The 19,376-nt window shown below is 50.3% G+C and carries 20 protein-coding genes; 15 read left to right on the forward strand and 5 right to left on the reverse strand.

Going from position 1 to position 19,376, the window contains the following annotated elements; all coding sequences use genetic code 11:
* Nucleotides 1–14 precede the first annotated feature (14 nt).
* The 7 genes from hemG (at nt 15) to PJDR2_RS10790 (ending at nt 6,827) form a co-directional block, all read left to right on the forward strand.
* Complete coding sequence (hemG, locus tag PJDR2_RS10760) at nt 15–1,463, forward strand: protoporphyrinogen oxidase (protein ID WP_265525128.1); 1,449 nt, start codon at nt 15–17, stop codon at nt 1,461–1,463.
* 67 nt (nt 1,464–1,530) lie between these two features.
* Entirely contained in the window at nt 1,531–2,883 is a 1,353-nt protein-coding gene (locus tag PJDR2_RS10765; protein WP_015843710.1) for a CapA family protein, read from the forward strand.
* A 27-nt stretch (nt 2,884–2,910) separates the two neighbouring features.
* Nucleotides 2,911–3,651, forward strand: a complete 741-nt coding sequence (locus tag PJDR2_RS10770; RefSeq protein WP_015843711.1) for a glycerophosphodiester phosphodiesterase — start codon at nt 2,911–2,913, stop codon at nt 3,649–3,651.
* Nucleotides 3,652–3,771: 120 nt separating this feature from the next.
* The gene (locus tag PJDR2_RS10775) at nt 3,772–4,629 is read left to right on the forward strand and encodes a DUF92 domain-containing protein (RefSeq protein WP_015843712.1); all 858 of its coding nucleotides are present in this window, start codon (nt 3,772–3,774) and stop codon (nt 4,627–4,629) included.
* Nucleotides 4,630–4,799: 170 nt separating this feature from the next.
* Entirely contained in the window at nt 4,800–5,174 is a 375-nt protein-coding gene (locus PJDR2_RS10780; RefSeq protein WP_015843713.1) for a VOC family protein, read from the forward strand.
* Between the two features lie 33 nt (nt 5,175–5,207).
* Entirely contained in the window at nt 5,208–5,963 is a 756-nt protein-coding gene (locus tag PJDR2_RS10785) for a class I SAM-dependent methyltransferase (protein ID WP_015843714.1), read from the forward strand.
* 105 nt (nt 5,964–6,068) lie between these two features.
* A complete protein-coding gene (locus PJDR2_RS10790; protein ID WP_015843715.1) occupies nt 6,069–6,827 on the forward strand; it encodes a cyclase family protein in 759 nt (252 codons plus the stop codon).
* 19 nt (nt 6,828–6,846) lie between these two features.
* On the opposite strand, the gene PJDR2_RS31880 is transcribed toward PJDR2_RS10790, so the two are convergent.
* From PJDR2_RS31880 to PJDR2_RS10810, 4 genes are all read right to left on the reverse strand, one after another.
* Nucleotides 6,847–7,692 carry a DUF4362 domain-containing protein gene (locus tag PJDR2_RS31880; protein WP_049790041.1) on the reverse strand — a complete coding sequence of 282 codons (846 nt, stop codon included), beginning with the start codon at nt 7,690–7,692 and terminating at the stop codon, nt 6,847–6,849.
* Nucleotides 7,693–8,098: 406 nt separating this feature from the next.
* Nucleotides 8,099–9,889: an oligoendopeptidase F gene (gene pepF / locus PJDR2_RS10800; protein WP_015843717.1), complete on the reverse strand. Its 1,791-nt coding sequence runs from the start codon at nt 9,887–9,889 to the stop codon at nt 8,099–8,101.
* A 185-nt stretch (nt 9,890–10,074) separates the two neighbouring features.
* Nucleotides 10,075–10,251: a hypothetical protein gene (locus tag PJDR2_RS33130; protein WP_015843718.1), complete on the reverse strand. Its 177-nt coding sequence runs from the start codon at nt 10,249–10,251 to the stop codon at nt 10,075–10,077.
* Between the two features lie 236 nt (nt 10,252–10,487).
* Nucleotides 10,488–10,721, reverse strand: a complete 234-nt coding sequence (locus PJDR2_RS10810; protein WP_015843719.1) for a hypothetical protein — start codon at nt 10,719–10,721, stop codon at nt 10,488–10,490.
* Nucleotides 10,722–10,874: 153 nt separating this feature from the next.
* On the opposite strand from PJDR2_RS10810, the gene PJDR2_RS10815 reads away from it, so the two are divergent.
* Both PJDR2_RS10815 and PJDR2_RS10820 read left to right on the forward strand, forming a co-directional pair.
* Nucleotides 10,875–11,579, forward strand: coding sequence for a class I SAM-dependent methyltransferase (locus PJDR2_RS10815; protein WP_015843720.1), 705 nt, complete (start codon nt 10,875–10,877; stop codon nt 11,577–11,579).
* Between the two features lie 74 nt (nt 11,580–11,653).
* A complete protein-coding gene (locus PJDR2_RS10820; protein ID WP_015843721.1) occupies nt 11,654–11,851 on the forward strand; it encodes a cold-shock protein in 198 nt (65 codons plus the stop codon).
* Between the two features lie 75 nt (nt 11,852–11,926).
* On the opposite strand, the gene PJDR2_RS10825 is transcribed toward PJDR2_RS10820, so the two are convergent.
* Nucleotides 11,927–13,111 (reverse strand): MFS transporter, encoded by a 1,185-nt coding sequence (locus tag PJDR2_RS10825; RefSeq protein ID WP_015843722.1) that lies wholly within the window; start codon nt 13,109–13,111, stop codon nt 11,927–11,929.
* A gap of 152 nt (nt 13,112–13,263) precedes the next feature.
* Here PJDR2_RS10825 and PJDR2_RS10830 point away from each other — a divergent pair, with 152 nt between their 5' ends.
* The 6 genes from PJDR2_RS10830 (at nt 13,264) to PJDR2_RS10855 (ending at nt 19,344) form a co-directional block, all read left to right on the forward strand.
* Nucleotides 13,264–13,581 carry a hypothetical protein gene (locus PJDR2_RS10830; RefSeq protein WP_015843723.1) on the forward strand — a complete coding sequence of 106 codons (318 nt, stop codon included), beginning with the start codon at nt 13,264–13,266 and terminating at the stop codon, nt 13,579–13,581.
* A gap of 33 nt (nt 13,582–13,614) precedes the next feature.
* Complete coding sequence (locus PJDR2_RS10835; protein ID WP_041613409.1) at nt 13,615–14,688, forward strand: tetraprenyl-beta-curcumene synthase family protein; 1,074 nt, start codon at nt 13,615–13,617, stop codon at nt 14,686–14,688.
* 24 nt (nt 14,689–14,712) lie between these two features.
* Nucleotides 14,713–15,681 carry a 6-phosphofructokinase gene (gene pfkA / locus PJDR2_RS10840; protein ID WP_015843725.1) on the forward strand — a complete coding sequence of 323 codons (969 nt, stop codon included), beginning with the start codon at nt 14,713–14,715 and terminating at the stop codon, nt 15,679–15,681.
* Nucleotides 15,682–15,814: 133 nt separating this feature from the next.
* Nucleotides 15,815–17,575: an ABC transporter ATP-binding protein gene (locus PJDR2_RS10845; RefSeq protein WP_015843726.1), complete on the forward strand. Its 1,761-nt coding sequence runs from the start codon at nt 15,815–15,817 to the stop codon at nt 17,573–17,575.
* 17 nt (nt 17,576–17,592) lie between these two features.
* Nucleotides 17,593–18,267 carry a response regulator transcription factor gene (locus PJDR2_RS10850; protein ID WP_015843727.1) on the forward strand — a complete coding sequence of 225 codons (675 nt, stop codon included), beginning with the start codon at nt 17,593–17,595 and terminating at the stop codon, nt 18,265–18,267.
* A 3-nt stretch (nt 18,268–18,270) separates the two neighbouring features.
* Complete coding sequence (locus PJDR2_RS10855) at nt 18,271–19,344, forward strand: sensor histidine kinase (protein WP_015843728.1); 1,074 nt, start codon at nt 18,271–18,273, stop codon at nt 19,342–19,344.
* Nucleotides 19,345–19,376 lie beyond the last annotated feature (32 nt).

The raw sequence follows: 19,376 nt of genomic DNA on the forward strand, positions 1-19,376 counted from the left end.
AAAGGATGAAGAACATGCGGAGAATCGGAATGGTTGATCGAATTGTCGTAATCGGCGGGGGGATCAGCGGACTGAGCTCCGCTTTTTATTTGCAGCGGGAAGCGGAGCGGCAAGGTAAACAGGTGAAGCTGACTATTGTTGACGGCGCGCCTGTTCTTGGCGGAAAAATTAATACGCTGCAGCGTGACGGTTTCGTCATAGAGAAGGGGCCTGATTCTTTCCTGTCGCGGAAGCTGCCTATTATCGAACTAGCGAAAGAGCTCGGCATCGAGAATGAACTGACCGCTCAAAACGAAAACGGCAAAACCTCTTATATTATGAAGGGCGGCAAGCTTCATCCAATGCCGAAGGGCATGGTGCTTGGCATACCGACCAATCTGGATACGTTTATGCAGACGACTCTGTTATCGGATGAAGGCAAGGCTCGATCGCTTCTGGATTTGGAGATGCCAAGAGCGGCGCCGGAAGGCGACGAATCGCTTGGCGATTTTCTCTCCCGCAGAATTGGCGCCGAGATTGTGAAGCATATTTCGGAGCCGCTTCTGGCCGGTATCTACGCAGGGGATCTCAGCAAGCTGAGCATTCAGGCGACATTCCCGCAGTTTGCGGAGGCGGAACGCCAATATGGCAGCCTGATTCGCGGAACGCAGATGCAGCAAAAGAACAAAGCGCCGCATCAAGCGCCGGATTATTTGCCGGAAGAACTAAAAAACAGTGTGTTCTTGAGCTTTAAAGAAGGTTTGTCTACGATGGTGCATGCCCTTGATCAAGCTCTGCAAAGCGTAGAGCGGCGTTTGGGTGATGCCGTTGTGGCGATCAATCCTCTTAATGGCGAGGATGCGGCTTCTAATTACGAGGTTGTTTTAGAGTCGGGCGAGGTAGTGCCTGCCGATCATGTGCTCGTCACCGTGCCGGCTTTCCATGCGGCAGATCTGCTAGAGCCGCTAGTAGACGTAACCGAGCTGCGGGCAATCAACTATGTATCCGTCGCAAATGTGGTTATGGCGTTTGAGAAATCGACGTTTGACAGAGCCTTTGACGGGTCGGGCTTCCTTGTGCCGCGTTCGGAGGGACTTCGCATTACAGCTTGTACCTGGACGTCAAACAAATGGCTGCATACCAGTCCTGAAGATAAAGTGCTGCTCCGATGTTATGTCGGCCGGGCAGGCGATGAAGAGGTGGCTATGCTTCCGGATGACGAGTTGAAAAAAGCCGTGCTTGAAGATATTCAGAAAGTATTGGGTATTGATGCCGTGCCGGTTTTTACGGAAATAACACGTCTGCCGCGGTCGATGCCGCAATATCCTGTAGGGCATCTGGAGAATACGGCAGCGCTTCGCGATCGTCTGGCGGAAGAGCTTCCGGGCGTATATGTAACAGGCGCAGCCTTTGGCGGAGTAGGATTACCTGACTGCATCAGATCGGGGAAAGAAGCGGCTCTCGAAATTCTATCGACTCTATGAAACCTTCGCAATCTAGAACTAACCTTGCTATAATGGAAGGGATATTCTGGCTGGAAGGAGCCGATCCATGTACGCATCCCGTTCTGAAGCACATCAGCATGAAAAACGAAGACGCAAAAAAAGATTTCGCCTTCTGTTAACCGTGAATTTGATGATTATTGGCCTAATTGTTGTTCTAATCGCGGTTTGGGCCTCTGCCGAGGACGGTGGCTTATTCCATAAGAATAACAAGCCGCAGACGGAAGAATCAGCAGCAGCTGACCATTCCCCAGACCCAACTCACTCATCCGCTGCCGGCAATTCTACTGCTGAAGCAACCCCTGAGGCAAGCGTTGCACCCGTAGAAACGTCCGCAGCTAACAACGGAAATGCTAGCGGAGCGGATAACGGCGGAACGAAAGAAGAGAGTTCAAACGGACAAAGTGACCCAAGCACAATGCCGTCAGGAGGCAGCTCCTCAAGCGGAGGTGCTTCTGGAGATACGGTTAGTCTGGCATTTGTAGGAGATATTTTACTTGCGGAAAGCGTCGGCGATATGATGAAGCAATACGGTGACGACTATCCGTACAAGGAAGCCTTATTTCATCTAAGCGAGCCGGATCTGACGGCTGCGAACCTCGAATATCCGGTTACAAACCGCGGAGTGCCTGCCGAAGACAAGCAATTTGTGTTTAAAGGCGATGCGGGCGCGCTGCCGGCACTGAAGGATTCGGGAATCGACATCGTGACGTTAGCCAACAACCATACGCTGGATCAAGGCATTGAGGGCTTGCTTGACACGATGACTCATTTGAACAAGGCCGGCATTAATCATGTGGGCGCCGGTAAGAACGACACGGAGGCTTTTGCCCCGGTCATAAAGGAAGCAAACGGCATTAAGGTTGCCTATATCGGCGTCAGCCGGGTTGTGCCGACAGGCGATTGGAAAGCAGACAAAAACCGCGCAGGCGTAGCCGAAACCTATGATACGACAAGAACCAAAGCTGCGATCAAGAAAGCGAAAGAAAAGGCTGATCTCGTCGTTGTCATGGTTCATTGGGGTATTGAAAAGGCGGAAACGCCGGAGCAATACCAGCGGGATTTCGCGAGGGAATATATTGATTCGGGCGCGGATCTTGTTGTTGGCAGCCATCCGCATGTGCTGCAAGGATTCGAGCAGTACAAAGGCAAGTGGATTGCCTACAGCTTGGGCAATTTTATTTTTAGCGCGTATCCAAAAGGGGCTACGGCAGATACAGGCGTACTGAACGCGGTTTGCTCCAAGTCGGGCGACTGCGATCTGAAGTTTGATCCGATGAACAACAATCTTGCCCAGCCGAAACCGGTTGACGGTGACAAAGCTAAGACGCTGCTGGATCATTTAACAGCGTTGTCGTTTGGCGTGAAGGTGCGCAGCGACGGCACGATTGCAGCGAAATAAGGCAAGCGAAAGGATGGTCAGCGCCTAATGAGAAATGCATGCGTTGCGCATCGGGGCTGGTCCGGACGCGCTCCGGAGAATACGATTGCAGCTATTCAATTAGCCATTGATGAGCCGGATATTGAGTGGATCGAGCTTGATGTACAGCTGTCGAAGGACAATGTACCCGTAGTGATCCATGATTACAAGCTGAAGCGGACAACAAACGGACGAGGCGAAGTGAAAAGTCTGACGGCTGCGGAGCTGCAGGCTTTGGATGCCGGAAGCTGGTTTTCGCCGCTGTACAAGGGAGAGGGCGTTCCCGCGCTAAGTCAGGTGCTCGATAAGGCCCGCGGACGTATCCGTCTGAATATCGAGCTCAAGACGGACGGGGTCCGTTATCCGAAGCTTGAAGATTATGTGGTTCAGCTTATCAAGGATTACGGGATGGAAGACGAGGTTGTTATCACGTCGTTCCATGCCGGGACCCTGTTTAACACTCATAAGCTGACTGGCGGCAGCATCCGTACCGGACTTATCCTTGACGGCTGGCGCAATTCGCTGCCCGTTGAGCTGCAGCAGCTGGGTGCCCAGTTCCTGTCGATCGAACACGGCCGGCTGAACGCCTCCCGTCTGGAACTGCTGAAGCAGGCAGGCATCCAAGTGATGGCCTGGACCCCTAATGATGAACGCTCCATCCGCAAGCTGATCGCTTTAGATCCGGAGCTGATGATTTGCACGAACTATCCCGACCGCTGGCAAAAAGCGTTGCAGCAGGTTGGGGTGTAAAATAGCAAGTAGTGGACCCCTGTTGGGCTGATAGCAGACTGACAGGGGTTTAAACTGGCTGGATAAGCAGGTTTTTACGGTGAAAGTTACGGAGATCTGTAAGGCTAAGGAGCGGGGATTATGGTTGGTTGGGTAGACGAGTGGTGGCTGAGGCTGCTTGCGGGTCTAGTCGGGAGCGGTCTGATTGCTGCTGCAGCTTATCGGACGCGCTCATTATCAGGCTCGGGAGCATGGTCAGCCATGATCATGGGTACGGGCTTCGTGACGTTAGGCGAGCCGGTCTGGTTCGGGTGCCTGATTGCTTTCTTTGTATCTTCGACTATATGGTCAAAGTGGAAGAAACGCCACCGGGCCAAAGCCGCCGCGGAAGCAAATTACGAGAAGACCGGAAGGCGCGATGCCGGACAGGTCTGGGCCAATGGCGGCATCGGGCTGTTCTTATGCGCGGGAAATGCGCTCTGGCCGGACACGGCCTGGCTGTTTGCGTATATCGGCGTAATGGCCGCCGTAAATGCGGATACTTGGGCCACGGAAATCGGGGCCCTGAGCCGTACCGCGCCGCGGTCGATCACGACCGGCAAGCGGGTAAAGCCGGGCACGAGCGGCGCCATTACGCCGCTTGGCACGCTTGCAGCGCTGGCTGGCGCCGCCTTCATCGGCGGCGTCAGTGCTGCGCTGCTGGCGCTCCCGCAGCAGGCTGACGCCGCCGCGGGCAGCGCCCCTGGCGGCGCGGCGGCGGTAGTCATCGCCGCAGCTGCCGCCGGCCTGGCCGGATGCTTCGCCGACTCGCTGCTCGGCGCCACCGGCCAGGCCATGTACCGCTGCCGGGTATGCGGCAGCGAGACCGAGCGCGCCGTCCATTGCAGGACGGCGGCAGAGCGGGTGCGCGGCTTGGCCGCGCTGAACAACGACAGGGTAAACCTCCTGTCGTCGGTCTTCGCCGGCTTGCTTGGCTGGGCCATCGGCGCCCTCTTTTAAAACAATCCCCTGCAAAAGATTAGCTTGAAGACAGCTAATCTTTTGCAGGGGTCTTTTTTACTCCTTTATGCTTGAACCTACTGGATTTCCGAATCGCTTTCCTATAAAATGGAATTATATATTGAAACTGTGTTTCGTATAGTGAAACAATAGGCGGTGAGAGTGAAAGAATGGCTTTCTTATTCACTGGAATTGATCATGTTCAGTTAGCTGCTCCGGAAGGCTGTGAGCAGGAAGCGCGGAGCTTTTACGCTAACTTGCTTGGCTGGAGAGAGATAGCAAAGCCTCAAAAACTGATTAAACGCGGCGGAGTATGGTTTCAATGCGGAGCGCATCAGGTGCATATCGGGGTTCAAAACGATTTTGTCCCCGCCAAAAAAGCTCATCCTGCCTTTCAGGTGCAGAACTTAAATGCGCTTAGGGAGTATTTAATTCAAGAAGGAATTCAAGTTACGGATGATCAAGCGCGATCTGAAGAAGGGGTGCGACGATTCTATCTAAACGACCCTTTTGGTAACCGCCTCGAATTTCTGGAGTGGCTTTAAATAATAATGAATGGATTAGGAGATGACGAATCGATGAACAGCAAGGAGCGTTTTTCCGACCGGGTTGATCAGTATGTCAAATACCGTCCGAGCTATTCGGACGAGGTCATTCAATATTTGTACGGGACAATCGGGTTCCGTCCGGAATCCTCCATTGCGGATGTAGGGGCGGGAACGGGCATATTCACCAGGCTGCTTTTGGAGCAAGGAAGCAAGGTAACCGCCGTTGAGCCTAATCCGGATATGCGGCAAGCGGCCGTGGAGCAATTAAGCGGATATCCCAAATTCCAGGCGGCATCGGGTTCAGCCGAAGAGACCGGTCTTGCGGACCATTCCGTTGATTTTATCGTTTGCGCCCAGTCCTTTCACTGGTTTGACCGTACCGCAGCACAAGCGGAATTCAACCGGATCCTAAAGCCCGGCGGCAAAGCCGTACTGATCTGGAATTCCCGTTTAACGACTGGCACACCATTCCTGGAAGGTTATGACCGGCTGCTTAGGACTTACGGCATTGATTACGAGAAAGTGGGCCACAAAAATATTTCTCAAGACGCCCTTACGCCGTTCTTCAAAGACGGAACACTCCATAAGGCAACCTTCCCGTTATTAAGCCTGCTGGACTTTGAGCAATTAAGCGGACGGATGTCGTCTTCCTCTTACATGCCGCTGCCCGGCCATCCCAACCATGAGCTTTTAGTGTCCGAGCTGAAGAAGCTATTTGACGCTAACGAGAAAAATGGTCTAATCTCCTTCGATTATGAGACCGAGATCTACTGGGGCGAAGTATAGATTCAACTCCCCCTATCGCAAGGATTATTAACTTAATCTCTGACTAGGGGGTTGGCGGATTATGGTATAATGGGGCTTGAATCGGGAGACAAGGAGAAATACGTGATGAAAATAATCGATTTAAGCGTACCTATCAGTCCATCTATCAGAGAGCCTTTGCCGGCAAAAATTGAATATTCGAGCCATGAAGCAGGCGCGCGGCAAGCAGCTGCCATACTTGGGCTTAAGCAGGAGGATTTTCCGGAAGGCAAAGCGTGGGCGACGGAAACGGTAACCCTGAATACGCATGCGGGTACTCATATAGATGCACCATGGCACTATTGGCCAACTTCGGAAGGGAAGCCAGCCAGAACGATTGACGAGCTTCCGCTCGAATGGTTCTTTTCCGATGGCGTATTGCTCGATTTCAGCGCCAAGCCACCAGGCTACGAGATTACTACGGAAGATTTGAAAGCCGAGTTGGACCGGATTGGCTACACGTTAAAACCATTTGATATCGTCCTGATCCGGAGCGATGCGGACAAACGTTTATACCACGAGCATTATGCATTCCTGCATGCGGGGGTATCGGCCGAAGCTACGGTCTGGCTGCTTGATCAAGGCATTAAAGTAGTGGGTACCGACGGATGGGGATGGGACATCCCGCTCAACCTGCAAGCAGAATCGTTCAAACAGAATCCGAGGGAAGGCGTCTTGTGGGCCGCTCATTTTGTCGGCAAGGACAGGGAATACTGCCAAATCGAGAAACTGGCCAACCTGGACCAAATCCCGCAGCCTTACGGCTTCAAAGTATGCTGCTTCCCGATCAAAGTGGAAAAAGCAAGCGGAGGCTGGTCTCGTCCAGTCGCTATTTTACAGGACTAAATGAAGAAAGACAGCGGGATTAGATCCCGCTGTCTTTTTTTATGAAATCCTCAGGGATAGTCATAATATATCTTTTATCGCCAATTTGACATCCGGTTGCAAAGTAGCTAATATTTCCTTCTTCGGTTTTCTCCTGTTCGATATTCGCGCATTCCGTTTTGGAGTCGCCTGTATCGCCCCCTCCAAAAGCATCCTCGCTGTTATCGTGTATATATTGCAGCTTGGTGCCGTCAGTGATCAGATAGATATAGATCGGATCGCCTTCAATTGTCAATGATGTTATTTTTAATTGATCGGCCTGGTGGTTCTCAAAACGATTTATGAAGCTCTTCAATTTAGCAACATTATAATATTTAAAATGTCGGACATAAATTTCATCGCCTAACAGCTGTTCGATGGAGCTTTCAATACCGGAATTGTAGGCGGTTCTCTCTTGTGGGCGTTCGCCGCTAACATTAGGCTGGTACAGGATAAGGACGTTTTTCACGTTATAAAATAGCGGAGAATTTACGTTCATTACCTTTGTTTGCTCAGCAAAATCGAGTCTTGCCTTTTTCGTATCTTTGGCATTGCCATAAACGTACACCATAATTCTCTCTTTGCCCGGGAGCGCATAGATAGAAGGCTTCACTTTATTTAATTTGAAATAGGAATCAGAAGCATCTGCCGTCAACTCGACTTCGTTCGCTTTTAGGGTTTTAACGATATCCTCCTCTTTTAACGGAGTTTCCTTGTACGCAATACCATCGTTTGAAACAACGTGCGGAACGCTAGAATCGGGCTCGGATTTGCAACCAGCTAGTCCAACAAGCAATATCGCTATGCCAAGCATGCTTAAATATCCTTTTCTCCATTTTTTAAGCATTTTATCACCCTTTCTATATCTAAATAGACGCAGGAAATAACTGGAAAGTTACGCGCCTGTACCAACAAAAAAGACAGACTCGAAATCACCGAGTCTGTCTTTCATCTGTCTTTTTGTGTCTCTCGTCTTCTCCTCGCCCCTCTACACGAAGTAAAGGAGCTTTTGGTGTACCATTGCGTGGAAAGGGTGGAGAGAGAGGGAAAGGAACTCCTGAGGAGCGAAGCGCCCGCCTTTGGAACTCGGGAATACACCTTTAGGTGTCATTCAAAATTCCCGATTCCAACAGCGGCCGAAGGAGATCCTTTCCCGTCCTCGGAACTGCCCCTTCCTCCAAGTAATCACCAACCGATCCGTTTACTTCGTCAACTCCTCCGAGCCGTTTACTTCGTTAACTCCTCCGAGCCGTTTACTTCGTTAACTCCTCCATCTGCTCAATCAAGCTCTCAAACACGCTCATGGCTTGCTCGATTGGCTCTGGGGAAGACATATCAACGCCGGCTTTCTTCAGGATGTTAATCGAGAAGTCGCTTCCGCCGCTCTTCAGGAAGCCAAGGTACCGGTCAACAGCCGGAGCGCCTTCTTCAAGAATTTGCTTCGAGAAGCTTGTGGCCGCGGAGAAGCCGGTTGCGTATTTGTAAACGTAGAAGCTGTTGTAGAAATGCGGAATACGCGCCCATTCCATCTCGATATCTTTGTCTACAACCATGTCTTTTCCATAATAGAGCACGTTCAGGTCGTAGTAGATTTTGCTCAAATCCTGCGGAGTCAGGGACTCGCCTTGCTCGGTTTTCTCATGAATGATTTTCTCGAACTCGGCAAACATCGTTTGACGGAATACCGTTGTGCGGAACTGATCTGCGTAGTACGTCAGCAGGAACATTTTTTCTTTCGGATCCGTAGACTTGTTCAGCAGATAATCCATAAGCAGAGCTTCGTTCAGCGTGGACGCAACTTCCGCAAGGAAGATCGTATACTGCGCATCGCGGTAGTTCTGGTTCGTATCCGAGTAGTACGAGTGGAGCGCGTGGCCCATTTCGTGCGTCAAGGTGAACATGCTGTTCAGGTTATCCTTATGGTTCAGCAGCACGTACGGATGCGTGCCGAAAGCTCCCCAGCTGTAAGCGCCGCTGCGTTTGCCTTCGTTCTCGTATACGTCGATCCAGCCGTTATCGAAGCCGTCCTGCAGTACGGACAAATAATCCTCGCCAAGCGGCTTCAAGCTTTCTTTTACGATCTTTTTCGCGTCGTCGTACTTGATTTCCATATCGAACTCGTCGACAAGCGGGGCGAACAGATCGTACATATGAAGCTCGTCAACGCCAAGCAGCTTTTTGCGGAGATTCATGTAACGGTACATAAGCGGCATATGCTTATGGATCGTATCGATCAGGTTCGTATATACGCTCTCCGGAATGTTATCGCCATACAGCGACATGCCAAGAGCGGAAGGGTATTTGCGTGCCCGCGCGTAGAAAATGTTTTTCGTTACGTTCGCATTCAGCGTCGTTGCGAGGGTATTTTTTAATTTGCCGTATGTATCGTACATCGTGCGGAAGGCGTTAGCGCGCACTTCGCGGTTTTTGCTTTCCAGGAACTGAATGTAACGGCCTTGAGTCAGTTCGACTTCTTCTCCGGCTTCATTTTTCACTTTAGGGAATTTCAGATCCGCATTGTTCAAAATGCTGTAGATCGAGCCTGGAGCGGAGCTTACGTTGCCGACCTGCGCCATCAGAGCTTCTTCCGCTTTGGACAGGACATGCGCTTTCTGGCGGCGCATTTCTTCCAGCGTATGCTTGAATACCGCAAGATCCTTGTTCTCAATCAGGGCGTCAAGCGCGGCATCGGACAGCGACAATACTTCCGGCGTAATAAAGGAGAGGGCTTCTCCGGTTTCCACGCTGATTTTTTTGGCTTTGTCGGATAGAGCCTGATAAGTTGGTTCAGCCGTATCCTCGTGATGCTTCATATTGGAATATACATAAAGCCGTTCAACATGCAGGGAGAGCTCATCTTCCAGCTCGAAGCAGGCTTTTAATTGCGCAGGATCGCTTAGCTTGCCTTCGAAAGCTCCAACTTTCTTGATCAAAGCTTTCGCTTCGGCGAACTCTTTGTCCCAGGCAGCCTGGTCGGCAAACAGATCCTCCAGTTTCCAACGGGCTTCTACTGCGGTTTCGGAACGCTTAGGTACGTGATTCATCGAACTCCTCCTCGGTACGGATATAGATGATTGGTGATATGACGCAGCCTGCTTGCCGGCGTCGGCGGAAGCCGAACCGGGAGCAAGGCATAACGCTAATACGACAGGCAGCCATTTCATTCGCGGAAGATCACCTCAGGAACACAGTTTGTCCTAGTATGTCCGGTGATGCTTCCAATCATGTCCTAAGTTCCCAGTGTAAAGAAGCTGTACACGATGAGGAAAAAGGCGAATGCGATTAAAACGATAGATGCGATTGCCATCCATCTGCGAAGGTGCGGTGCCATGGAATCGCGCTTAAGAATAACTAGGCCGCCAAGCACGAAGGCGGAAATGATAAAAATTGCGTTTACGGAGCCCATTTGTTCCTCCTAAAAGAATTGCGAAGCAATTCTGCTTCGAAAGCATAGACTTAAGAATTGCGAAGCAATTCTGCTTCGAAAGCATAAACTTAAGAATTGCGAAGCAATTCTGCTTCGAAAGCATAAACTTAAGAATTGCGAAGCAATTCTGCTTCGAAAGCATGCGCTAGTCTATTGTCTATGCACCGTGTTGTAACGATATGTGTTCGCCGTACAGGTTAATATTTCCTGCCGGGTTATACCTCTTTCAGCGCTTTCAGAATATTTTCCCGTTCTTCTTCGCGTCCGGCGAATTGCTCCGGCTTAAACCGGTTTTCCGCCCAATGCATCATTTCGGGACGGCTGACGAAGGTATGGGTTTCTTCGCCCCATTGATCGGAGATTTCGCGAACGATCAAGGTTTTTCCTTGAACCTCCACGGTAAGCATATTGTATTTATCGGTTTTAAAAATCTCATGTTTTTTAAACATAGTTGTAAGTCCACCTTTCCTAACCTAGATATACTGTTCATCATAGCCAAATTTAGGGGTGGAAATCAATAATAACGGATGGTAGAATTAGGCTATTCTGCAAGCAGGCGGAATAATGAGACGAGAAGAGCCGAGATGAGGAGCGTGTTTGAGATGAGTAAGCAGGTTTACGAGCAGGTTGGCGTGGCTATGACATGCCGGGGTTTTGATGAGTATGCGAGAATGTTTGAGTTAACGGAGAGTGAGCTTGCGAAAGGTAAAGTGCTGGATGTCGCCGGTGGCGGATCCTCGTTCACCGCGGATGCAGGAAGCCGCGGATATGATGCGACCGCAGCGGATCCCCGTTATGCGCAGGACACAGGCGCGTGGCTTGAGGAAGCGGCAGCCGAGATCGAGACCTCTACGGCAAAGCTTGATAAGCTGAGGGAGCATTTCGATTGGAGCTATTACGGCAGCCTGGAGCAGCATCGCGAAGGGCGTATACAATCGCTTGAGAGGTTTCGCTTGCATTTGCAATCAGCCGAAGGGCGCAGCCGTTATGCAGCCGGATCCTTGCCGGAGCTTCCGTTTGAAGACCATGCTTTTTCGCTGGTATTATGCAGTCATTTCCTTTTTCTATATGCCGAACAATTTGGCTTTGAATTCCACAAGCAATCCCTGTTGGAATTGATGCGGGTATGCAAACCGGGCGGTGAGGTAAGAGTTTATCCGCTGTATTCCTTGGGCTGGAAGCCGTACGAACGGATGGAAGAACTGCTGGCTGCCGTTAGGGCAAATGGCGGGGAGCCGGAGCTGCTTACATCGGGGCTTCCTTTTATTCCGGGCTCCAGTCAATTCCTTCGAATTACAATTTGTTGATTTTTCCAAATTAGGCAGATATAATGATGTTACTCGTCGTTTCAAGCGGCGGTTATTTTAGGAGGTAGTGAAAGTTGAAGGGAACAGTTAAATGGTTTAACGCTGAGAAAGGCTACGGTTTTATCTCGGTAGAAAATGGCGAAGACGTGTTTGTCCATTATTCCTCTATTCAAGGCGACGGCTTCAAGGCGCTGGAAGAAGGTCAGTCGGTAGAATTCGAAATTACACAAGGCAATCGCGGTGCACAGGCGTCCAACGTCATTAAATTATAAGATCAACCCCTTATAAGCACGCAAGAGAGCAAGAGAGATCCTTCTCGTTTGAGAGGATCTCTCTTTTTTGTTTGTTTAAGAGTTATTTCGTCCAAATACATGCTGGCAGAAAAACAGGATCGCCGAGATCAGAGCAAGCAAGGCTCCCAACTGATAAAAGCTGCTCCGTCCAAAATGCTCGAAGAAATAACCTCCGACCGTACCGCTGATAAGTCCGGCGAGCCCTGACCATACAACCGCGTACACGGCTTGGCCGGAGGAACGGTATTCATCCGGGATAAGCTGCGACAAGTAACGGAGCGCCGTTGAAAAATAGATGCCGAAGCTGACGCTGTGCATAAGCTGCGTACTAAGCACAAAACGGGGATCGTCAAACACGGAAGCGAGCCAGAACCGGAGCATATACATCAGGCAGGCAAATACGAGCAGCGGCAGCTCTTTGAATTTATGTCCGTATTTCCCCATCAGGAACAATACCGGAATTTCGCTGATCGCGGAGAACAGCCAGGCCAGTCCGACCTGGGAATCCGAAGCGCCCATCTCCCGAAGGGCAACGGCCAGGAAGCTTTCGTTCATCCGGTGGCTGATCGAGACAAGCAATATAATGAAGAAGAAAAATAAGATTTCGGGCTTGCGAAGCAATTTGAAGAACCCTGAAAAATCGATTTTGCGGGTACTGCCATGGTAATCCTTGAGGAAGAACGACAAAATGATCGTGATGGTTATCGTACCCAAACCGATTGGCAAGGTCCATTCCGTGCCAATGCCTTTCAGGATCAAACCAAACAGGTAGGCTGATATGGCAAAACCAAGCGAGCCAAATATGCGGATTAGCGCATACGGTGTCTTGATATGCTGGCTGGCGAGCAGAATCAGGCTGTCGCTAAGCGGGTTCATTGGTGTCTGGAAGAAATAAAAGGCCGTCATTACGAGACAGATCAGGGCAAAGTGATGTACCGGGAACAAGAGAGAGATCATAACCAGCTGACCAAACAACAGAATAGTAAGCAGCTTCTTGATGGTCCGGAACCTGTCGCTTGCCATGCCTAGCAGCAGATTCGCAAAGATAGAGATAAAAGGACCTGTTGAATAAATAATGCCAATCTGATGCGCCGAGAACCCCTGATCCATAAAATATAAGGGGATGTAAGAAATGAGCAGAGCCTGCGTGGAGTACATGGCAAAGCTGAAGGCTCTGAGCGAAAGCGTATCCCGTTTGACCGTAGCTGCGGAAGGCGCCGCGCTGTCTGAGTGATCCATATGTTTTCCTCCTGAAAAGAATTAGCGCGCGTTCTTCGCGATAATTCTTGCTTCGTAAGCATGTGCTTATCAAACAACATTGTTTAACAGTATACATGATAGGCTGGATTATTGCTTGTCGAAATGGTACATTATTGTCTGGAGGTTCACGCATGTTGTTGTATCGATTTGAGTGGAATGAGCGGCTCTTGATCGCATTGCCGGTGCTTGAAGCGGACTGGGGACATTATTCCTCCGCAGAGCAGTCGGACATCGTGGAACGGTGGGAGCTCATTAGGGGAACAATACCGGATCGGGTTATGGAATTTGAAAGAGTTATTAACCGTATGCAAAATCAATTGTACGAGGAAGAAAATTTCGAAGAGTCTTGCCGTTTGAATGCGGAGATTGCCGAATACGCAAGCCGGATTAATGACTTGCATATCTGGTACCGCACGAATCAGGAGCTGGATTCCCGCCGGCATACGTAAGGCTGTCTTAGAAGGGGGTGCGTTGTGAGAGTAATGACTTTGTCCGGCAATCGGGTACCCGAACGCCCGTTAAAGCTCATGCACCGCGTCTATAAATACATATTGCCTGAAGTGAATATCGAGCTGCGCAAGCTGCGCAGGCTGGCCGAGCAGATCCCGGATCCCGAGCTTCGGCTGCAGGCCCTTCAAAGCATGGACAGCAAGAAGTTTCATTGCCAGGGCGGAGCGATTTACGCCTCTATGAATTTGGACGAGCGGTATGTTCTTATCCCGCTAATTGTGGCGCTGCAGACGATCAGCGATTATCTGGACAATCTATGCGACCGCAGTACTTCGCTGGACCCGGATGATTTCCGTTTGCTCCATCAATCCATGCTGGATGCGGTCGACCCGTCAGCAGTGGTGAAGGATTACTACGCTTTGCGGCAGGAGCGGAACGACGGCGGTTATTTGCATCATTTGGTAAATTTATGTCAACACTGTGTTTCAATGCTGCCTTCGTATGCTGCGGCACAGCCGTACGTTACGGAGCTTGTTGGCCTGTATACCGATCTTCAGGTGTATAAGCACATCCGCAAGGACCTGCGCGAGGAGAGTCTGCTCACTTGGTGGGAGCCGTATGCAGACAGGTATCCCGGATTATATTGGAATGAATTTGCAGCCGCGACGGGCTCGACGCTTGGCATGTTTATGCTGTTTACTGCGGCGAGCGACAAGACGTTACGTCCGGAAGACGCGGAAGCAATTAAAAATATATATTTTCCGCATGTGTGCGGCCTTCATATTATGCTCGATTATTTGATCGATCAGGAAGAAGACCGTGCCGGCGGCGATTTGAATTTCTGTCATTATTATGACAGTCAGCAGCAGCTTGTCGAACGGATTGTCACGATTGTCAATAGGGCTAGGGATGATGTGAAAAAGCTCCCGGCAGCCGGCTTTCACCGGCTTATTATCGAAGGGCTGTTAGCCCTCTACCTATCCGATCCCAAGGTCCGAACCCAATCGGATGTGCTGGCCGCATCCCGCAAGCTGATGAAGAACAGCCCGCTTACCCGCCTGTTTTTTTGGGTCAACAGCATTTGGATTCGAAGACAACAGGTTTAGATACTATTACTTGGAGGAATGATTATGTCATCTGTAAAATCTATTGCTGTATTAACGAGCGGAGGCGACTCTCAAGGCATGAACGCGGCGGTTCGCGCCGTTGTCCGGAGCGCTCTGTATAATGGTCTCGATGTATATGGCGTTCAACGCGGCTATCAAGGTCTGATCAATGATGACCTTTTCAAAATGGATCTCCGCAGCGTAGGCGATATTATTCAACGCGGCGGCACCATACTTCAAACGGCGCGTTGTAAAGAGTTTACGACGCTTGAAGGTCAACAGCGCGGCGCTGAAGTACTGCGTGAGCGCGGTATCGATGGTCTAGTTGTTATTGGCGGCGACGGTTCTTATCAAGGCGCTAACAAATTGAGCAAGCTTGGCATTAAGACAATGGGTCTGCCTGGCACGATCGACAATGATATTCCGTTTACGGACTTTACGATCGGCTTCGATACGGCTGTCAGCATTGTAGTCGACGCAATCAACAAAATCCGTGACACCATGTCTTCGCATGAACGTTCGTCGGTCGTGGAAGTTATGGGACGCCACTGCGGAGATATCGCTTTGTATGCGGGTCTTGCGAGCGGCGCGGAAACGATTATCGTTCCTGAAGTGCCAATCGACATGGCTGAAGTGTCCGAGCGCATGAAGAGCAACTTTGCCAAAGGCAAACGCCATAGTATCGTTGTTGTTGCCGAAGGCGCGGGACGCGGTGAAGACGTGGCGAGAGAAATTACGAAGGGCTGCGGACTGGAGCCTCGCGTAACGGTTCTTGGTCACATTCAACGCGGCGGCACGCCAACGGCCATGGACCGGATTCTGGCAAGCCGTCTGGGCGACTTTGCCGTTCATCAGCTGATGGAAGGCGAGTCCGGCAAAGCCTGCGGTATTGTCCGCGGCGAGCTGGTGACGACGGATATTGATAAAGTCGTTCACACCAAGAAGCCGTTTAATATGGAAATGTACAACCTGGCTCTTCGCCTTTCCCAATAAGACAAGCTTATATAACAAGAATGCAACCCGCCAGAGCAATTGCTGCTCTGGCGCTTTTTCGTTTAAATTGGGTTTACAATGACGTAGTATTCTTCAGAATGACTAGAATGTTGGCAGGAGAGGAATGAAACCAATGAGACAAGAAGAGAAGAGGCGCAAAGGCGGAGGGAATTGGCGTCCGTTTCTGAAGCTGATGATGGACACCAAACCTTCGAAATGGCTGCTCGGCATTGCGATAGGATTAAGCGTCATATCTACCGTTGTTGGGCTGGCGGTACCGTTATTAACGAAAAATGTAGTGGACAGCTTTTCCATTACCGATATAAGTACTATGCAGATTATTGGGCTATGCTTGGCTTTTCTTGGGCAGGCCGCGGCTTCCGGGGTATCCATCTATTTGCTGAACCGCGTCGGTCAAAACGTTGTTGCAAGCCTGCGCGACCGGTTATGGAAGAAGCTGCTGGTATTAACCGTGCCTTATTTCGATAAGCACCGGACAGGGGATACGGTAAGCCGGGTAATCAATGATACTGGGATCGTCAAAGGATTGATTACGGAGCATTTGACCGGATTTTTTAACGGATTGATTTCTATCATTGGCGCGGTATCGATCCTTCTGTTCCTGGATTGGAAAATGACGCTGCTAATGCTGACCGCCGTGCCGGTTGCGATGCTGATATTTATTCCTGTAGGCCGGAAGATGACGAAAATTTCAAGAGAGCTTCAGGATGAGACGGCGGCCTTTACGACGGTGCTTGATCAAGCGTTGTCGGAAATCCGATTAGTAAAAGCATCAAATGCAGAAGACTATGAATATAACAACGGCAAGCGTTCCATTGTGAAACTGCTTGGTCTCGGCATTCGGGAAGGGAAGCTGCAGGCGGTTATTTTCCCGATTATCGGCCTGGTCATGATGGGGATGCTTGTTCTGATTATCGCTTACGGCGGAATGCGCGTATCGTCAGGGGAGCTGTCGGCCGGCGATTTGGTCGCTTTTATTCTATATTTGATCCAGATCGTGTTCCCGATTAACCAGATTTCGCAATTTTTCACGCAAATGCAGAAGGCAATCGGGGCGACGGAGCGTATTATCTCTACCCTGCATTCGGATGAAGAGCCTTTGCGCCAAGGACGCCCCTTGCTTGATGCAAGGCAGCCAATTGTGGTCGATGATGTCACGTTTGCTTATGGCGAGCAGGATGATGTTCTCCGTCATATTGATTTTACGCTTCAGCCGGGTACGGTGACGGCGATTGTTGGCCCAAGCGGCGGCGGGAAAACAACCCTGTTCTCGCTTCTTGAACGGTTTTATCAACCGCAGCAAGGAACGGTCCGTATTGGGCAGGAAGATATCTTTGCTCTTTCCCTGCATGATTGGCGCAGCAAGATTGGCTATGTATCGCAGGAAAGTCCGATTATTGCCGGGACGATCCGGGATAATCTGACTTATGGCACGGGCAGGACAATAACCGATGATGAAATGAAGCTGGCTACGAAAATGGCGTATGCGGACGTCTTTATTGATGAGCTTCCGGGCCGGTATGAGACGCAGGTTGGCGAGCGAGGCATTAAGCTGTCCGGCGGGCAGCGCCAGCGGATTGCAATCGCAAGGGCAATCCTGCGCGATCCTCAAATTCTGATGTTGGATGAGGCCACTTCAAGCTTGGACAGCAAATCGGAGATTGTCGTGCAGAGGGCTCTCGACAATCTGATGGTTGGACGTACAACGCTGGTTATTGCGCATCGTTTGTCAACGGTAGTAGATGCCGATCAGATTTTATTTGTCGAGAAGGGAACGATTACGGGAAGAGGCACGCATGAGCAGCTGCTGCAATCCCATGAGCTGTATCGTGAATTTGCCAACCAGCAATTACGTCTAGAGAAAATCTCATAAAGAAAGGGAGAATGAGCATGGCTTGTATACTGGTCGTTGACGACGATTTGCATATTCGGGAGTTAATCAGCCATTACTTGAAGGTTGAAGGATTTGAGGTGCTGGAAGCCAGTGACGGGGTAGAGGCGTTGACGATATTGGATTCTGCCAAAGCGGATCTCGTCATCATGGATGTGATGATGCCCAACATGGACGGTTGGGAGTTATGCGCCGAGATTCGCGATCATTATGATCTGCCGCGGCTTATGCTGACGGCCAAAGGGGAAACGGCCCAGAAGCTGAAGGGCTTTGAGCTTGGCGCCGATGATTATCTGGTTAAGCCGTTTGAGCCGCTGGAGTTGATCGCGCGGGTGAAGGCGCTGCTTAAGCGTTACCGGATCGCGTCTTCGCAGACGGTTCAAGCGGGGGATCTTATTCTTGATCGGAAGACCTATGTCGTTCAGGTCAATGGACAGAGCATGACGCTTCCGCTCAAGGAATTCGAGCTGCTGTTCAAGCTGGCCAGCTATCCGGGGCAATCGTTCTCGCGAGGACAGCTGATTGAAGAAATATGGGGATATGACTTCGAGGGTAACGAACGGACGCTTGATGTTCATATCAATCGGCTGCGGGAAAGATTCCCGGAGTCGCAGCATACGTTCCGGATCAGTACAATCAGAGGGTTAGGCTACCGTCTGGAGGTACAAGTGTAAAATATGAGAGATAAGCTGAAGCTTGTACTTAAAGTTATCGTAAAGATTGGCCAATTCAGCCTCATGCTTTCATTTGTTACGGCATGCTGGACTGCCGTTTATTTTTTTAGCCATTGGTTATATAACCATATCGATTGGACTCCTCATCATTATGTTGCTCAATTGTTGAATCTGCTGGGCGGTTTCTTTTTAATGGGGCTTGTAATCCAGTTGATTGGCTTTTTGTTTTTTCACAAAAGACAGAAGGAATTTACGAATTCGATGAGAGACACGCTTAGACGGATTGCGCAAGGCGATTTCAAGGTGCGTCTAAACTTTGGCAAGATGGATCGTAGATACATGGAGATTCTTGACGAGATTAACCTGATGGCGGACGGTCTCGAGAAGCTGGAGGAGCTTCGGCAGGAGTTCATTTCTGACGTATCGCATGAAATCCAGACACCGCTTACCTCCATCAGCGGTTTTGCGCGTGCGCTGCAGAATCAGTCGATTGATTCTGACACCAGGATGAAATATTTACGTATTATCGAAGGTGAAAGCTCCAGGCTGTCCAAGCTTAGCGAGAATCTGCTCCGGCTTGCTTCGCTTGATTCGGAGAAGCATCCCTTCGAACCCAAGCGTTACCGGCTGGACCGACAGCTCGGAACGCTTATTCTTTCATGTGAACCGCAATGGACGGGGAAATCCATTGAACTTAATGCGGATCTGGACGATGTTTACGTGGAAGCCGATGAAGATCTGCTTAGTCAGGTCTGGATTAATCTAATCAGCAACAGCATCAAGTTTACGCCGGAAGACGGTCAGATCGATGTTACATTAAGGCAAAAAGGGAACCAGGTGGAATTCCGGATCAAGGATAACGGAATTGGCATTGCCGCCGATCAGCATGAGCTTATTTTTGATCGCTTTTTCAAATCAGACAAGGCAAGAAGCCGCAAGGTTGGGGGAAGCGGGCTTGGGCTGTCGCTGGTGAAAAAAATCGTGGAGATGCATCATGGCTCCGTTGTTGTGGAAAGCGAGCTTGGCCATGGCTCTGTCTTTATCGTAACGCTGCCTGCGGTGACGGGCCATTTGTAAGAACTTTGTAAGAAATGCTTTCGAGTTCGTTT

The organism is Paenibacillus sp. JDR-2 (assembly GCF_000023585.1).
In the GTDB taxonomy this organism is placed as follows: Bacteria; Bacillota; Bacilli; order Paenibacillales; family Paenibacillaceae; genus Pristimantibacillus.

What these genes read in the sequence shown, in the direction of transcription:
- PJDR2_RS33130 (WP_015843718.1), bottom strand. Translation starts at nt 10,251, where the DNA reads ATGGGCTCCGTAAACGCAATTTTTATCATTTCCGCCTTCGTGCTTGGC.
- PJDR2_RS10780 (WP_015843713.1), top strand. Translation starts at nt 4,800, where the DNA reads ATGGCTTTCTTATTCACTGGAATTGATCATGTTCAGTTAGCTGCTCCG.
- PJDR2_RS10845 (WP_015843726.1), top strand. Translation starts at nt 15,815, where the DNA reads ATGAGACAAGAAGAGAAGAGGCGCAAAGGCGGAGGGAATTGGCGTCCG.
- PJDR2_RS10790 (WP_015843715.1), top strand. Translation starts at nt 6,069, where the DNA reads ATGAAAATAATCGATTTAAGCGTACCTATCAGTCCATCTATCAGAGAG.
- PJDR2_RS10830 (WP_015843723.1), top strand. Translation starts at nt 13,264, where the DNA reads ATGTTGTTGTATCGATTTGAGTGGAATGAGCGGCTCTTGATCGCATTG.
- pepF (WP_015843717.1), bottom strand. Translation starts at nt 9,889, where the DNA reads ATGAATCACGTACCTAAGCGTTCCGAAACCGCAGTAGAAGCCCGTTGG.
- PJDR2_RS10770 (WP_015843711.1), top strand. Translation starts at nt 2,911, where the DNA reads ATGAGAAATGCATGCGTTGCGCATCGGGGCTGGTCCGGACGCGCTCCG.
- PJDR2_RS10785 (WP_015843714.1), top strand. Translation starts at nt 5,208, where the DNA reads ATGAACAGCAAGGAGCGTTTTTCCGACCGGGTTGATCAGTATGTCAAA.
- PJDR2_RS10815 (WP_015843720.1), top strand. Translation starts at nt 10,875, where the DNA reads ATGAGTAAGCAGGTTTACGAGCAGGTTGGCGTGGCTATGACATGCCGG.
- PJDR2_RS10835 (WP_041613409.1), top strand. Translation starts at nt 13,615, where the DNA reads ATGACTTTGTCCGGCAATCGGGTACCCGAACGCCCGTTAAAGCTCATG.
- PJDR2_RS10775 (WP_015843712.1), top strand. Translation starts at nt 3,772, where the DNA reads ATGGTTGGTTGGGTAGACGAGTGGTGGCTGAGGCTGCTTGCGGGTCTA.
- PJDR2_RS10810 (WP_015843719.1), bottom strand. Translation starts at nt 10,721, where the DNA reads ATGTTTAAAAAACATGAGATTTTTAAAACCGATAAATACAATATGCTT.
- hemG (WP_265525128.1), top strand. Translation starts at nt 15, where the DNA reads ATGCGGAGAATCGGAATGGTTGATCGAATTGTCGTAATCGGCGGGGGG.
- PJDR2_RS10855 (WP_015843728.1), top strand. Translation starts at nt 18,271, where the DNA reads ATGAGAGATAAGCTGAAGCTTGTACTTAAAGTTATCGTAAAGATTGGC.
- PJDR2_RS10825 (WP_015843722.1), bottom strand. Translation starts at nt 13,111, where the DNA reads ATGGATCACTCAGACAGCGCGGCGCCTTCCGCAGCTACGGTCAAACGG.
- PJDR2_RS10850 (WP_015843727.1), top strand. Translation starts at nt 17,593, where the DNA reads ATGGCTTGTATACTGGTCGTTGACGACGATTTGCATATTCGGGAGTTA.
- PJDR2_RS10765 (WP_015843710.1), top strand. Translation starts at nt 1,531, where the DNA reads ATGTACGCATCCCGTTCTGAAGCACATCAGCATGAAAAACGAAGACGC.
- PJDR2_RS31880 (WP_049790041.1), bottom strand. Translation starts at nt 7,692, where the DNA reads ATGCTTAAAAAATGGAGAAAAGGATATTTAAGCATGCTTGGCATAGCG.
- pfkA (WP_015843725.1), top strand. Translation starts at nt 14,713, where the DNA reads ATGTCATCTGTAAAATCTATTGCTGTATTAACGAGCGGAGGCGACTCT.